The following is a 14,290-nucleotide window of genomic DNA, read 5'->3' as shown; positions in this document are numbered from 1 at the left end:
TAAGTCTGGGGCAGAGAATAGGTCAGCCCCCTGCCCTTGGCCAGTGCTTGCCCGTTAGTCCCGTGGCAAATCAAAGATTTGACCGGGGTAGATCAGGTCGGGGTTACGGATTTTGTCGCGGTTCGCTTCAAAGACACGCACATACAGCACGCCCTCGCCATAAGTGTCCGCCGCAATGGCCCACAGAGTCGATCCGGGCACGACAGTCGCCGTCACAGCGCCGCTCGCATCGCGGGGCGCATCGGCCAGCACATCCTCGCTCTCGCGTCGGAAAGGCGTTTCCAGACGAGAGGCGACAGAGCCATCCTCGGCAATCTCGTCCACACGCAGAGTGTAGTTCCCGCTGTCGATCTCGGGCAGTTGGACGCGCCAGCTGCCATTATCGTCAATAGCGCTGGTGATCACAGGCTCATTGTCCACGTAGACCCGCACATGACCGGCTCCGGTGCTGCGACCGGCAAGGTTCACGTCGCCCTCAGCGTCGTAGCTGATCACGTCCAGCGCCACCTGCTCCATCACCTCGGGGGCCGAGCCGCCCGGTTGCAGCACGCGCATCCCTTTGTCATCGGCTAGCAGAACGGTAGGCGCGCCGGGCGCGTCAGACGCGATCGGCAGGGGCGCTGGTGCCACGGGCGCGTCGGGCGAGGTCATCGCTGTCTCGAGTTCGGGCTGTTCGGGTGCGCTGCTCTCCGCCTCGGGCATGGGCAAGGCAGCGACGCCTTGCGCAGCATCCTCTTCGGTCGGCGCGGGCAAGGACACAGGCGCGAGGATAACGCGCTGGTTGCCTTGGGTGCCGTTGGTGTCACCGTCCCGATGGGCCAGTGTCAGCACGCGGGGGCGCGGCGCGGGCGGCAGATCAAGGAAGCTGACAAACTTGCCATCGGCCCCCGCGTCCGCGGTCGCCACACGTGCGCCGTCCACCAAAATCGCCAGCTGCAAACCCGCAGGCGCGCGTCCAGCGACCAACGTGCTGCCATTCGGCTCGACCCGCACCAGATCGAACTGGAGCGCGGGATCAGAGGGCTCTGTTGTAGGGGTCGTGACATCGGCGCTTTCCGCAGTCGCAGTCGTCTCTTCCATCGCTTCGGGTGCGGCGCTGACATCTGGCTCGGGCAACGCTGCGACCACGGTTGTGTCAGCATTCTGCTCTGCCAAAGGTGCCTCTGCCACGGCATCTGCGGCAGGCTCTGTAAGTTCAACTTGAGACTCAACTGCGGCGTTTTCAGCCGGTGGCGCGCCCGCTGTTTCCCCGTCAAGGAACGCAGGTACGTCCATGTCATCAGCAAAGACAAAGACCAGCAGCGCCGCAAAGACCACTCCGGTGCCAAGGCCCATCAGAATTGTGCGTGTACTGGTCATTTTCTGTGGTTTCCCCGCTTGTCGAAGCCATCACGACGTATTGATCGAGGATACCAACCCGCTTAAACGGGGTCTAGGCGAATTCCCGCCGAAGGAGAGCCACCCATGTCCTTGTTTTCCGTTTGTGTCTTTTGCGGCGCACGTTCAGGCAAAAACCCCGCATTTGAAAGCGCTGCCGACGCGATGGGCCGCGCCATCGCCGCTGAAAATTGGCGGTTGGTTTACGGCGCTGGCGACGTTGGTCTGATGGGCGTGGTCGCCCGCAGCGCCCAAACCGCAGGGGCGCAGACCTTTGGCGTGATCCCCGAGCACCTGATGAAATGGGAGGTCGGCAAGCGCGATCTGTCCCAGTTCATCGTCACGGAAAACATGCACGAGCGTAAGAAAGTGATGTTCATGAACTCGGACGCCGTGGTCGTTCTGCCGGGCGGTGCGGGGTCTCTGGACGAGTTTTTTGAAGTGCTCACATGGCGGCAACTGGAGCTGCACGCACGGCCCATTATTCTGGTGAACACCGACGGCTACTGGGGCCCCTTGGTGGATCTGCTGCAGCACGTGGTGGATCAGGGTTTCGCCGGTGCGTCGATGCTGGACTTTGTGACGGTGGTGGACACGGTCGAGGACGCGGTCTTGCGTCTACGAGAGGCCGCCCGCGCCCCTGCGGTCGAGTAAATCGCCAGCGCCGTCCAGATCATCCCAAAGGCTATGGCGTACCAGATGCCAAAGGGCTCTTTGAACAACAGGACCGCGACCAGAAATTGCAGGGTCGGGTTCAGGTACTGCAGAATGCCAACCGTCGCCATCGGAATGCGGCGGCTGGCATAGCTGAACAGGATCAGCGGGAAACCCGTCAGCGGGCCCGAGAACAGCAGAAGCGCGGTCTGGTACGGGCTGTCCATATGCGTGCCGCCGATCCAAAGAACCGTCAGAGAGAACGGGATCAGCAGCACAACCTCTGCCGTCACACTTACCACAGGTCCGATGGTCAGAAGCTTCTTGAGCACCCCATAAAAGCCAAAGCTAAAGGCGAGGATCAGGGAAATCCACGGAGCCACGCCAAGCCCCCACGTCAGCAAGGACACCGCCCCTGCCGCCAGCGCAACAGCCACCATCTGCCATCGGTTCAGGCTCTCGGCAAAGAAGATGCGCCCGAGCAAAACCGCAACCAGCGGAAAGATGTAGTAGCCCAAGCTGGCTTGGGTCGCGTGGCCCGTGTTGACCGAATAAATAAAGAAAAACCAGTTGAGCGAGATCGTCAGCGACGCCCCAGCGATGACCAGCAGCGTTCGGCGGTTACCAAGCGCGGCAGGCAACTGTGCAAAGCGGCCCTGTACGGACAGAACCAGCGCAAAGAACACCGCCGACCACAGGGTCCGGTGCGCGAGAATGGTCATCGGCGGAACATCCGACAAAAGCTTGTAGAAGATCGAAGACAGCCCCCACACCACACAGGCCGAGATCATCGCTAGAATGCCGCGAACGGTCTGGGTCATGGCGGGCTCCTTGGGGGTCGTCTGCCAGATGTCTGCGCCTCTGCCGCGCAGATTGCAATGGTGTCAGGCAGATGCACCTGTGCAAAGGTGCAGATGCGGTTGCGCCCCCGGTAGATGGGGGCGCTGCGCTGGCTTAGGCCGCCAATTCCTGTTTGATCAATTCTTCGATCTTGTCGATCGGGTGGTTGGTCAGGGTTTTGGGGATTTCGGCAATCACCTTGTCACTGACCTCTTGGTGCATTTCCTTGCGCAGTTCGCCCAAGGTCTGCGGGGGCGCGACAACGACAATCTGGTCGAATTTGCCTTTGTGCGCCTGCTTGTACAGGATGTCGGCCATATCGCTGGCAAAGCGCTCTTTGGCCAGTTCGTGCCAATCGGTGTCATCCATCGCCGACTTTTGGCCGGGACCACCGTCGTGCATGCGGCCAGGACGGTTTGCGGATTGTTCGCGGTCCGATGGGTTTTCTTGTTCTTCGATCCGCACCACATTCAGATCAAGGTCCTGCGCGTCAAGATCGTTGCGGAGGAACAAGGCTTTTTCGCCGTCTGCGATCAAAACCCATGCGCCGTTTTTCACCTTAGTCATTAGCTGTCCTCCTTTTCGTCTGCCTTGGTCACGCGGGTGTCGCCTGCGGGACGCTCGGTCGCGCGCTTCAGCTCGTCGCGGGTGCCGATATCGCGCTGCAAGTTGCCGCCCTGTCGTCCCTGCTGATCCATCTCTCCCTCAGCGCCCATCACCTTATCGGTGTCTCGGCTGCCGTCTTTCGATCTGACGCGTTCGGCCATAACATCCTCCTGTGCATTGATTTCATTAAGAAAACGCAAGAGGTGCCTAAAAGTTCCCCCAAAAGAAAACGCCCCGCGGGAAACCGCAGGGCGTCCAGAAATTCGCGTTGCGCGGGAAAGCCTTAGGCTTTCGACAGGCGCTCTGCCACGTTTTCCCAGTTGACCAGTTTCTCGAGGAAGTTGGTCAGGTACGCGGGACGCTTGTTGCGGAAGTCGATGTAGTAGCTGTGCTCCCACACGTCGCAACCCAGCAGTGCAGTCTGGCCAAAGCAGACGGGGTTCACGCCGTTTTCGGTCTTGGTGACCTTCAGGGTGCCATCGGTGTCGACAACCAGCCATGCCCAACCCGAACCGAACTGGCCTGCGCCAGCTGCCGAGAAGTCTTCTTTGAACTTGTCGACCGAGCCGAACGCGTCAACGATGCGGGCTTCCAGCTCCGACGGCATCGCGTCGCCTTTGGGGCCCATCATTTCCCAGAACTGCATGTGGTTCCAGTGCTGCGACGCGTTGTTGAAGATGCCGCTCTGGGCAACTGCGTCTGCGTCATAGGTGCCTTTGATGATCTCTTCCAGCGACTTGTCCGCCCACTCGGTGCCGTCGATCAGCTTGTTGCCGTTGTCGACGTAGGCCTTGTGGTGGATGTCGTGGTGAAACTCCAGCGTTTCCTTCGACATGCCCAGATCTGCCAGAGCGTCGTGGGCGTAGGGAAGTGCGGGAAGTTCGAAAGCCATGGTAGCCCCCATTATTCGTGTGAAAAAATATACGTCTTAGGTGATCGCCAACACGCGATCCGTCAAGTCCAACCATCACAGAAACCACCTAGTTCCCCAAAAAGTTGCCTAATCCAGTCGGAAATAGAGCGATGCCACGCTGCCGCAATTCCTGTGGGGCGATCCACAGAGCAGTGGCCACTGCGCCGTTATCCTCGGCAAAGGTGAAGCGATCCGCGAAACCGCTGTCGTCAAACGCGACTTCGGCCGCAAAAACAACCTCGTGGCCGGTCATGTCGTGGTGGGTGTAGATATTTTCAAAGACCTGCGGCGCGCCGGTGATGCGGGCCTGAACCCCCATCTCTTCGGCAAATTCGCGGATCAGGGTGTCGTGCCAGCTTTCACCGAATTCGACGGTTCCGCCCAAGGGGCGCACACCAGTCAGCGCACCACTGTCATCCGGGACTTCAGCAACCAGCAGGCGATCACCGCGCCAGTGCAGGCCAAGGGCTTTGACACGGATGGTTTGTTGGGGGCGCCAGATGTTCATGGGGGCACCCTATCACCGGATGCCCCCTTGAAATAGTTTAGAAATAACCGACTTCGCCGCCCTTGGCTGCCGAAACGCTCAGCAGTTTAAAGGCGTAATCCCCGACCGAGCGGAAGCAGATCAGGCGGAAGCTGTCGTCTCCGGCCATCCAGAACGCGGCCGCGACCTGAGCGATACGGGTACGGCGCAGATCACCGGTGGTGAAGGCCTCGGGGGACATGTCCACGGGGGCGACCTTGGCGATCACTTCGCGTGCCCCTGCCCCGTCGATGCCGAACACCGCGCGGGCGTCCGACACGTTCACAGCCAAGAAGTGCGAGCCAGCAAGCGTGCTGTTCAACTCGTCCACTTTGTCGACGACTTGGGCATAGGGCACGAACACCATCAGTTCGTCCGGCGACATCCATGCGATGCCCCCTTCCAGACCGCCAACCATCTTGCGGACCTCTGGCAGCGCGTCGACGCCCGCCACTGCGCAAAGCGCTTTGGCCAGATCGGCGTTCGACAGATCACCGCGGACGGTAATCATGCCATGCAGGCCCAGTTCAGAGACGCGGCAGAACCCTTCGGTGTTCGCGCCAGCCAATACGCTGATTGCTTCAGACATTCTGCTTTTCCCCTTCTTTGTCGTACCAGACAGGGTCAACGATTTTCGCCATAACGGTCGAGCCGTCGGTTTTCGCGAATTCTACCAGTTCGCCCATACGCTCGGGTCCGTGCTTGACCAGACCCATCGCGATGCCGCGGCCCAATGTGGGCGAGTAGTAGGTCGACGTCACGCGGCCGATCATGGTGCGCTGGCCGTTTTCGTTGTGGCCGTGGACCACAGCGTAGGCGCCATCGGGCAGAACGCTGCCATCGACGGTTTCCAGACCCACCAGCTGCCAACGGTCCTCGCTGGCGAGGAACGTGCGCTGCTGACCGCGTTTACCGATGAAGTCCTCTTTCTTTTTCGAGATCGCCCAATTCAGCCCCAGATCCTGCGGGATCACGGTGCCATCGGTTTCGTCCCCGATCATGATAAAGCCCTTCTCGGCGCGCATGACGTGCAGACATTCGGTACCGTAGGGCATGACGCCATGCTCTTCGCCAGCTTCCATCAGCGCATCCCAGAAGGCGCGACCTTGGCTTGCAGGCACCGCGATCTCGTAGGACAGCTCGCCCGAGAACGAGATGCGGAAGATGCGGGCATCAAAGCCACCCAACTTGCCTTGGGTCCACTCCATAAACTTGAGCGCATCCTTGGACAGGTCCATGCCACCCAGCTGTTCCAGAACTTTGCGGGCTTTGGGACCCACAATTGCGATCTGTGCATACTGTTCGGTCACATCGGCGGTGTAGACTTTCATGTCCCACCACTCGGTCTGCAGCCACTCTTCCATGTGGGCGTGGGTGTGCGCCGCGCCGCCCGATGTGGTGTGCACAAGGAAGGTTTCCTCGTCCAAGCGGGCCACAACGCCGTCGTCCATCAGGAAGCCGTTCTCGTTGCACATCAGACCGTAGCGGCATTTGCCCGGCTTCAGGGTGCTCATCATGTTGGTATACATGAGGTCGAGGAACTTGGCCGCATCGGGCCCCTTGACGATAATCTTACCCAGCGTCGAGGCATCCAGCAGACCCACATTGGTGCGGGTGTTGGTGATCTCGCGGTTCACTGCCTGCTCGTAAGTCTCGGACCCGCGGGGGAAGGTGTAGGGACGACGCCAGTGACCGACGGGCTCCATGTAGGCGCCGTTGTCGATGTGCCACTGCTGGATCGGGGTGTGACGGATCGGCTGGAAGGTGTCGCCGCGTGCCTCGCCACCGATCGAACCCATCGAGATGGGGGTGTACGGCGGACGGAAGGTGGTGGTGCCCACCTGCGGAATCTCTGCACCCAATGTATCAGCAAGGATCGCCAAGCCATTGATGTTGCTCAGCTTACCCTGATCGGTCGCCATACCCAGCGTGGTGTAACGCTTGGTGTGCTCCACGCTCTCATAGCCTTCGCGGGCAGCCAGCTGGACGTCGGAAACTTTGACGTCGTTCTGGTAGTCCAGCCACATCTTCATGCGCAGGTTATAGACCGCGTCCGAGGGCATCATCCACACGGGCTGCATCGGTTTTTCGTCGCGCGCGTCACCGTTCGGCGCGGGTGTCGAGGCGGCGGTGAAGCCAGCCGCTTCGGCCGCTTTCTTACCAGCCGCATCCGCATCCGCCAGAACCTCGCCAAGGCCGAGGGGGCCAGAGGCGCTGCCTGCGGTGATGACAAAGGGTTTGCCATCCTGATTGGTGGGCGCGCGGTCGGGATCGGGTTTGAAGTGGCTTTCGACCTCGTCCCAAACCAGCTTGCCACCGCAATGCGACCACAGGTGCACAACAGGCGACCAACCGCCGGACATGGCAACCGCATCACATTTGATGGTTTCGATCACAGCGCCGCCGTTGCCCTGCATCCGGCACAGCTCGACGCCTTCGACGCGCTTGCCACCTTTGACTTTGGCGATCGCTTTGCCGGGCTCGACACGAATGCCAGCCTTGCGCGCCGCATCTGCCAGAGCGCCGGCGCCGTCTTCACGGGCATCAATGATCGCGGGCACGTCAACACCCAGCTCCTTGAGCTTGAGCGCGGTGCGGTAGCCGTCATCATTGTTGGTGACAACCACGGTTTTCTGACCCACGGCGACACCATAGTTTACCGCGTAGTCACGCACAGCGCTGGCCAGCATGACACCGGGGATGTCGTTGCCTGCAAAGCTGATAGGACGTTCGATCGCACCAGTCGCGGTCACGATCTGCTTGGCGCGTATGCGCCACAGACGGTGACGGGGGGCGTCCAGTTCGGGCGCGTGGTCTTTGACCCGCTCGTAGCCCAACAGGTAGCCGTGGTCATAGACCCCTGCCCCCATCATGCGGCGACGGACAGTGACGTTGGGCATCTCGTCCAGACGGGCCAGAGCGCCAGCGATCCATGTTTCGGCTTCGATGCCGTCGATGGTGCCGCCGTCTACAGGAGCGCGGCCACCAAAATGCGCGGTCTGTTCCATCAGCAGAACCTTGGCACCCGCTTCGCCAGCGGCCAAAGCTGCCTGAAGGCCTGCCACACCGCCGCCGATCACAGCAACGTCGACGTAAGCATAGAAGTGCTCGTAGCGGTCGCCGTCGGTGTCCTTGGGCGCCTTACCCAGACCCGCGGACTGGCGGATGAAGGGCTCGTAGACGTATTTCCACAGCGGACGCGGGTGGATGAACATCTTGTAGTAGAAGCCAGCGGTCAGGTAGTTCGCAAACAAACCGTTCACCGCGCCGATGTCGAAATCGAGCGAGGGCCAGTGGTTCTGGCTGGTCGCGGACAGACCGTCAAAGAGTTCGGTCGTCGTGGTGCGCTGGTTGGGCTCGAACGTGTTGCCAGAGCCGAGGTTCACCAGAGCGTTCGGCTCTTCGGCGCCAGAGGCCACGATCCCGCGGGGACGGTGGTACTTGAACGACCGGCCGACCATCATCTGGTCGTTGGCCAGCAATGCAGAGGCCAGCGTATCGCCCGCGTGGCCCTGCATCTTCTTGCCGTTAAACGTGAACGCGACAGATTTCGAGGTGTCGACCAGACGGCCTGCCTTGGAAAGTCGGGTGCTCATTCTCTCAGACCTCGCTTTTGCCGGAGAACGGGGGGATTTGAGTATTTACGCAAAGCAGAAAGGTCATTCGAACTCTCTCCACTTAAAGCCGGGGCGCGCTGCGCGGATTTTTTCCAGAAGATCTGCGGGCGGCATAGAGGTTTGGGCGGTGTAGGTGCCGAAAACCTCGAGCGTGACGGTGTCTCGCGCCGCGTGGAACCACTTGCCGCAGCCATTTGCATGGCGCCAGCGTTCGAAATGTACGCCGCGCGGGTTTTCACGCATGAACATATAGCTCTCGAACTCTTCGTCGTTCGAGCCCGGTCCGAAACGTTTCAGATGAGCCTCGCCGCCAGCGGAGAGTTCGGTTTCCTCGGCCATGACGCCGCAATAGGGGCACTGGAGTGTCAGCATGAGGCCAATCCTTTTGCACGGAAAGAGGTGGGAATTGCGCACGACAAAGACCGCAGGGCACGAAATGCGTGCTGCGGGGCGGCGGTGCTGGTGTGTCGGGAGTAAGTGTCGCCGCCCCCCTGAGGTAAGTCGGAAAGCGGGGTGCGGCGACGGTATGCTTCGGCCATTCGATCTTTGAACGACCGGCCGAAAGGCAAGTCGGTGTTATTGGCCGGTAACGTCTTCGGCTGCGTCATCAACAGCGTTGGCTGCGCCTTCAAGCGCTTCGCCAGCTTGCTCAGCTGCGGGGCCTGCGCCTTCGATGCTGATGCTGATGTCGTCGTCTTGGCCGAAATCCATGCCGTTATACAGCGCGAAACCAAGGACAACGACTGCGACGACGAGCGCGCCGACGATGAACGCGAGAACGCTGTTCGAGTTGTTGCCAGTTCCGGTGTTGCTGTCGTGGGCAGCCATGATTTCGCTCCTGTGTAATGGTCAGTTACACAGCAAACGCCGGATATGCGAAAAAGGTTCCGCATCTTAGTGCGCCACACCAGCGGCCACGGATTCGTCGATGAAGCGGCCTTCTTTGAAGCGGTCCACGGAGAATTCGTTTGCCAGCGGCGAGTAGCCCTTGGCCATCAGCTCTGCCATCGCCCAACCCGAGCCGGGGATCGCCTTGAAGCCGCCGGTGCCCCAACCGCAGTTGATGAAGCAGTTTTCCAGCGGCGTTTTAGAGATGATGGGCGAGCGGTCGCCGGTCATGTCCACGATGCCGCCCCACTGACGCAGCATCTTCAGGCGGCTGATCATCGGGAAGGTTTCGACCAGCGCGCGCACGGTTTCCTCGATGTGGTGGAAGCTGCCGCGCTGGGTGTAGTTGTTGAAGCTGTCGGTTCCGCCGCCGATCACCATTTCGCCCTTGTCGGACTGGGACATGTAACCGTGAACGGTGTTGGCCATGACGACCACGTCCATGCAGGGTTTGATGGGTTCGGACACCAGAGCCTGCAGCGCCGCCGATTCAATCGGCAGACGCAAGCCCGCCATATCGGCCAGAACGCCCGAGTGACCCGCAACCACAATGCCAAGCTTGTTGCAGTCGATGCTGCCCTTGGTGGTTTCAACGCCAACGACACGGCCTGCGATGCGGCGCACGCCGGTCACTTCGCACTTCTGGATAATGTCCATGCCCATGTCAGAGCACGCACGCGCATAGCCCCACGCCACAGCATCGTGACGCGCGGTGCCGCCGCGTTTCTGCAAGAGACCACCCAGAACAGGGTAGCGCGGGCCGTCAATGTTGATGATCGGCACGATTTCTTTGACCTTTTCGGGGCCAATGAATTCGGTCTTCACGCCCTGCAGCGCGTTCGCATGAGCCGTGCGCTGATAGCCACGGACCTCGTGATGGGTCTGGGCCAGCATGATCACGCCGCGGGGGCTGAACATGACGTTGTAGTTCAGATCCTGCGACAAAGTCTCGTACAGGTCGCGCGCCTTTTCATAGATCGCGGCAGACGGATCCTGCAGGTAGTTCGAGCGGATGATGGTGGTGTTCCGGCCGGTGTTGCCGCCGCCAAGCCATCCCTTCTCGATGATGGCAACGTTTGTGATGCCAAAATTCTTGCCCAGGTAATAGGCCGTCGCCAAACCGTGGCCGCCCGCGCCTACGATGATGACATCGTAGGATTTTTGGGGCTCGGGCGAACGCCATGCGCGCTCCCAGCCAGAGTGGTAACGTTGTGCCTCTCGGGCAACCGCGAAGACGGAATAGCGTTTCATCAGACTCGAATCCGTAGGTGTGTCAGTTCATGATCCGTCATGGACCTGTCGCAATTCTGGACCGCCTCTCTCAGCGTCACAATACCGACTGGATGCGACATGAGGCCGTGGCGTTCTGCGACATACCATGGTTATGGCGCGATTTTGACTTTTTCCAAGAACCATTCCTGCCTAAATAGCAATCAGACTTGGGAGACGACATGACATTTTGGATCATCACACTCGGCTTGGCTGCACTGGTTGCGGCACTGCTCGTTCTAGCACTCATCCGAGGTAAGGCGGGCGCTGAGCCCCCTGCGGCCTATGACCTGAAGGTCTATCGCGACCAGATGGCCGAGGTGGAACGCGATTCTGCGCGCGGCGTGATCGCCCCCGAAGAAGTCGAGCGCCTGAAAGCCGAAATTGGTCGCCGGATTCTGGCTGCTGACGCCAAGTTGCAGGAACAACAGTCTGGTGCCGGCCAGCCGAAATCCGCGACCATGGCCATGGCCGCTCTTGTGGCGGTGTTCCTGCTGGGGGGCGGCTGGTGGATGTACGACCACTATGGCGCTGTCGGATATGGCGATCTGGCTCTGAAGGACCGGATCGAGATGGCCGAAGAACGCCGTGCGGACCGTCCCTCTCAGGCGCAGGCCGAGGCGGAACTGCCTCCGATGCCGAACCCCGACCGCGATCCCAAATATTTGGAACTGGTCGAAAAATTGCGCGCCGCTGTCGAGCAGCGCCCCGACGATCTGCAAGGCCAAGCGCTGCTGGTTCGCAACGAAGCTGTCTTAGGCAACTTTGCCCGCGCCCATGCCGCACAGGCCCGCGTCCTAGAGATCAAGGGTGACGAGGCAACCGCGACCGACTACGCCGATTATGCGGACGTCCTGATCCTAGCCGCGGGCGGTTATGTCAGCCCTGAGGCCGAGACCGCTCTGAAGCAGGCCTTGTCCCGTGATCCCAAGAACGGCACCGCTCTGTATTACTGGGGCCTGATGCTGACCCAGAACGACCGCCCCGATCAGGCATTTGGCATTTGGCGCAGCCTGCTGCGTCAGGGGCCCGACGATGCGGCGTGGATTCCGCCAATTCGCGCGCAAATCGAAGAGATCGCCATGCGTGCTGGGGTCGAATACACCCTGCCCCCCGTTGCTGACGCGCCAATGCTGCGTGGCCCCAGCGCCGAGGATATGCAGAGCGCCGCCGAACTCTCTGACGAAGATCGTCAAAACATGATCCGCGGCATGGTCGCCAACCTGTCAGAGCGCCTCGCTACCGAGGGCGGGACCGCCCCCGAATGGGCGCGCCTGATCAATGCTTATGGTGTTCTTGGTGAACAGGACCGCGCCGCCGCAATCTGGGCCGAAGCCCAAGGCCGTTTCGCTGAACGCCCCGATGAACTGGCCGCCATCCGCGCCGCAGCAGAGCAAGCAGGGGTCGCGCAGTGATCTACGAAGACATCGCGGAATTTGCCGCCGCCTGCCCGCCCATGACTGCCATGGCCGGACTGGATTTTGGGGACAAAACCATTGGCGTCGCCGTCTCGGACACGTTCCGTGGCGTGGCGACACCGCTGGAAACCATTCGCCGCAAGAAATTCGGTGTCGATGCAGAAGCATTGCTGGCCATTCTGAACAAGCGCAATATCTCTGGCATCGTGCTGGGGCTGCCACGCAACATGGATGGCACCGAGGGCCCCCGCTGCCAAAAAACCCGCGCCTTTGCGCGCAACCTGAGCAAGCTGACCGACCTGCCGATCACATTCTGGGACGAACGTCTGTCCACAGTGGCCGCCGAACGCGCGCTGCTCGAGGCTGACACGTCCCGCCGCCGCCGCGCCGAGGTGATCGACCACGTGGCGGCCAGTTACATCCTTCAGGGCGCGCTGGATCGCCTTGGCCACCTTGGGAGAGCGGATTGACCGACGACATCTGGAAGCGAGACGAAATCGAAAGTCCTTGCGTCAAAATCTGTGTGATTCACCCAGAAACCAAACTGTGCACCGGCTGCCTGCGTTCGTTGGATGAAATCGGCGCTTGGTCGCAGATGACGCCCGAAGTGCGCCGCGATATTATGGCTGAACTGCCGTCACGCGCAGACCTGCACAAACAGCGCCGTGGTGGGCGCGCAGCAAGGCTTAACCGCGCCTGATTTTCGAAGATTCTTCGAAATTCCATCCACCAAAGGGCGACTTGCCTAATATTCAGTCGCCATTACGGCGCTTGGGCGGCATTTCCGTTCTTTACAAGCTGTTGTCACGCATCTTACTTACCCAACATGACGCAGCGCAAACCCATGACCCGCATCCAACGCAAGAACACCGAAGCGATTCTCGAGGCCGCTTTGGTCGTATTCTCGCAGTACGGGTTCCGTGGCAGCACTCTGGATCAAATCGCCAAAACCGCAGGTCTGTCGAAACCCAACCTGCTCTATTACTTCAAATCCAAAGAGGCCATCTTTACCGAGGTACTCGAAGGGCTGCTCGACAACTGGCTCGACCCCTTGCGGGAGATGAAGGAAGACGGCGACGCGATCGAAGAAATCCTCGGCTATATGAAGCGCAAACTTCAGATGAGCCGCGACTTCCCGCGCGAAAGCCGGCTCTTTGCGAACGAGATCATTCAAGGCGCCCCGCGCATGATGCACGCCATCGAAGGCGAGCTCAAAGAACTGGTCGACGAAAAGGTCAAGATTATCCGCAAGTGGAGCGCCGATGGCCGCATCGCGGAAACCGACCCCTATCACCTGATCTTCTCGATCTGGTCGCTGACGCAGCACTATGCGGACTTCGACGTTCAGGTTCGCGCCATCCTGCGCGAGGACACAGACGAGATTTTCGACGAGGCCGAGAGCTATCTGACCACGCTCTTCACGCGGATGCTGACACCGTAACCCATGCCAAAGGGTTCGAAAGTTGCCGCCAGGGCAGCCTTTGCGCATGAATCTGTCAGGCCCTGATTTTTTACAGAAAATCGGCTTTCGTCAGAGGGGAATCCGGTCGTTTCGCAGGCGAAAACAGTGATCCGACGCTTTTCACGCATTCCCAGAGAGCGTATACACCGTCCAAATTCGTGACCCGCCCCCGACCACTCGCGGCGCGGCCATCTTTCTATCGAGGACGGTATGAGCAAACAAAACCACGACGCAGATGTCGCCTTCATTCAGGCTCTTGCAGAGCTGCTGCGCGAAAACGATCTGACCGAACTTCAGGTCAAACGTGAATACGCCGAGGATGATAGTCTGGATGTGCGCGTGTCGCGCGCAGCCCCTGTTGCGGCCCCTGCCCCTGTCCAATACGCCGCTGCCCCCGCAGCTTCGGCACCTGCGGCTGCGCCCGCAGCGGCACCTGCTGCAGCCGAAGCTCCCGCAAGCGACAATCCCGCTGACCACCCCGGCGCTGTGACCTCGCCCATGGTTGGTACCATCTACCTGCAGGCAGAGCCCGGCGCACCTGCGTTCATCTCTGTCGGCGCACAGGTCAAAGAGGGTGACACCATCGTCATCATCGAAGCGATGAAGACCATGAACCACATCCCCGCGCCCAAGTCGGGCACCGTCAAGCGTATCCTCGTCGAAGACGGCTCGGCAGTAGAGTACGGCGCACCGCTCGTTATCATCGAGTGAGGCTGACCC

17 protein-coding genes are annotated in these 14,290 nt (G+C 60.5%); 6 read left to right on the top strand and 11 right to left on the bottom strand.

Features of this window, described 5'->3' with window-relative positions; translation table 11 throughout:
• Positions 1-54: 54 nt before the first annotated feature.
• Positions 55-1,359, bottom strand: a complete 1,305-nt coding sequence (locus tag AB9K37_RS13975; protein ID WP_369839954.1) for a LysM peptidoglycan-binding domain-containing protein — start codon at positions 1,357-1,359, stop codon at positions 55-57.
• A 105-nt stretch (positions 1,360-1,464) separates the two neighbouring features.
• Here AB9K37_RS13975 and AB9K37_RS13970 point away from each other — a divergent pair, with 105 nt between their 5' ends.
• Positions 1,465-2,031, top strand: coding sequence for a TIGR00730 family Rossman fold protein (locus AB9K37_RS13970; protein ID WP_369839951.1), 567 nt, complete (start codon positions 1,465-1,467; stop codon positions 2,029-2,031).
• Here AB9K37_RS13970 and rarD read toward each other — a convergent pair.
• From rarD to AB9K37_RS13920, 10 genes are all read right to left on the bottom strand, one after another.
• Entirely contained in the window at positions 1,923-2,852 is a 930-nt protein-coding gene (rarD, locus tag AB9K37_RS13965; protein WP_369839949.1) for an EamA family transporter RarD, read from the bottom strand. The two genes, AB9K37_RS13970 and rarD, sit on opposite strands and share 109 nt — an antisense overlap.
• A 133-nt stretch (positions 2,853-2,985) precedes the next feature.
• Positions 2,986-3,438: a host attachment family protein gene (locus AB9K37_RS13960; RefSeq protein WP_369839946.1), complete on the bottom strand. Its 453-nt coding sequence runs from the start codon at positions 3,436-3,438 to the stop codon at positions 2,986-2,988.
• Positions 3,438-3,638 carry a hypothetical protein gene (locus AB9K37_RS13955; protein WP_072706633.1) on the bottom strand — a complete coding sequence of 67 codons (201 nt, stop codon included), beginning with the start codon at positions 3,636-3,638 and terminating at the stop codon, positions 3,438-3,440. Before AB9K37_RS13955 ends, AB9K37_RS13960 begins: the two co-directional genes overlap by 1 nt.
• A 122-nt stretch (positions 3,639-3,760) precedes the next feature.
• The gene (locus tag AB9K37_RS13950; protein ID WP_369839943.1) at positions 3,761-4,369 is read right to left on the bottom strand and encodes a superoxide dismutase; all 609 of its coding nucleotides are present in this window, start codon (positions 4,367-4,369) and stop codon (positions 3,761-3,763) included.
• A gap of 88 nt (positions 4,370-4,457) precedes the next feature.
• Positions 4,458-4,898 carry an NUDIX hydrolase gene (locus tag AB9K37_RS13945; RefSeq protein ID WP_369839940.1) on the bottom strand — a complete coding sequence of 147 codons (441 nt, stop codon included), beginning with the start codon at positions 4,896-4,898 and terminating at the stop codon, positions 4,458-4,460.
• Positions 4,899-4,935: 37 nt separating this feature from the next.
• Positions 4,936-5,505, bottom strand: a complete 570-nt coding sequence (locus AB9K37_RS13940; RefSeq protein WP_072706635.1) for a sarcosine oxidase subunit gamma — start codon at positions 5,503-5,505, stop codon at positions 4,936-4,938.
• A complete protein-coding gene (locus tag AB9K37_RS13935; protein WP_369839936.1) occupies positions 5,498-8,512 on the bottom strand; it encodes a sarcosine oxidase subunit alpha family protein in 3,015 nt (1,004 codons plus the stop codon). Before AB9K37_RS13935 ends, AB9K37_RS13940 begins: the two co-directional genes overlap by 8 nt.
• Before the next feature lie 63 nt (positions 8,513-8,575).
• Entirely contained in the window at positions 8,576-8,905 is a 330-nt protein-coding gene (locus AB9K37_RS13930) for a sarcosine oxidase subunit delta (RefSeq protein ID WP_369839933.1), read from the bottom strand.
• A 204-nt stretch (positions 8,906-9,109) separates the two neighbouring features.
• A complete protein-coding gene (locus AB9K37_RS13925; protein WP_369839930.1) occupies positions 9,110-9,361 on the bottom strand; it encodes a hypothetical protein in 252 nt (83 codons plus the stop codon).
• A gap of 66 nt (positions 9,362-9,427) precedes the next feature.
• On the bottom strand, positions 9,428-10,672 hold the full coding sequence (locus AB9K37_RS13920; RefSeq protein WP_369839927.1) for a sarcosine oxidase subunit beta family protein: 1,245 nt from the start codon (positions 10,670-10,672) through the stop codon (positions 9,428-9,430).
• A 200-nt stretch (positions 10,673-10,872) separates the two neighbouring features.
• On the opposite strand from AB9K37_RS13920, the gene ccmI reads away from it, so the two are divergent.
• The 5 genes from ccmI (at position 10,873) to accB (ending at position 14,281) form a co-directional block, all read left to right on the top strand.
• A complete protein-coding gene (gene ccmI / locus AB9K37_RS13915) occupies positions 10,873-12,105 on the top strand; it encodes a c-type cytochrome biogenesis protein CcmI (protein WP_369839924.1) in 1,233 nt (410 codons plus the stop codon).
• On the top strand, positions 12,102-12,578 hold the full coding sequence (ruvX, locus tag AB9K37_RS13910) for a Holliday junction resolvase RuvX (RefSeq protein ID WP_369839922.1): 477 nt from the start codon (positions 12,102-12,104) through the stop codon (positions 12,576-12,578). The genes ccmI and ruvX overlap by 4 nt, the downstream gene beginning before the upstream one ends.
• Positions 12,575-12,808: a DUF1289 domain-containing protein gene (locus tag AB9K37_RS13905; RefSeq protein WP_369839919.1), complete on the top strand. Its 234-nt coding sequence runs from the start codon at positions 12,575-12,577 to the stop codon at positions 12,806-12,808. Before ruvX ends, AB9K37_RS13905 begins: the two co-directional genes overlap by 4 nt.
• 126 nt (positions 12,809-12,934) lie before the next feature.
• A complete protein-coding gene (locus AB9K37_RS13900) occupies positions 12,935-13,549 on the top strand; it encodes a TetR family transcriptional regulator C-terminal domain-containing protein (RefSeq protein WP_369839916.1) in 615 nt (204 codons plus the stop codon).
• Between the two features lie 231 nt (positions 13,550-13,780).
• Positions 13,781-14,281: an acetyl-CoA carboxylase biotin carboxyl carrier protein gene (gene accB / locus AB9K37_RS13895; RefSeq protein WP_369839913.1), complete on the top strand. Its 501-nt coding sequence runs from the start codon at positions 13,781-13,783 to the stop codon at positions 14,279-14,281.
• Positions 14,282-14,290: the final 9 nt, after the last annotated feature.

It is taken from the genome of Donghicola sp. XS_ASV15 (genome assembly GCF_041224595.1).
Taxonomy (GTDB): domain Bacteria; phylum Pseudomonadota; class Alphaproteobacteria; order Rhodobacterales; family Rhodobacteraceae; genus Donghicola.
Note: the sequence above shows the minus strand (reverse complement) of the source record. Positions and strands in the feature narration are given on the sequence as shown.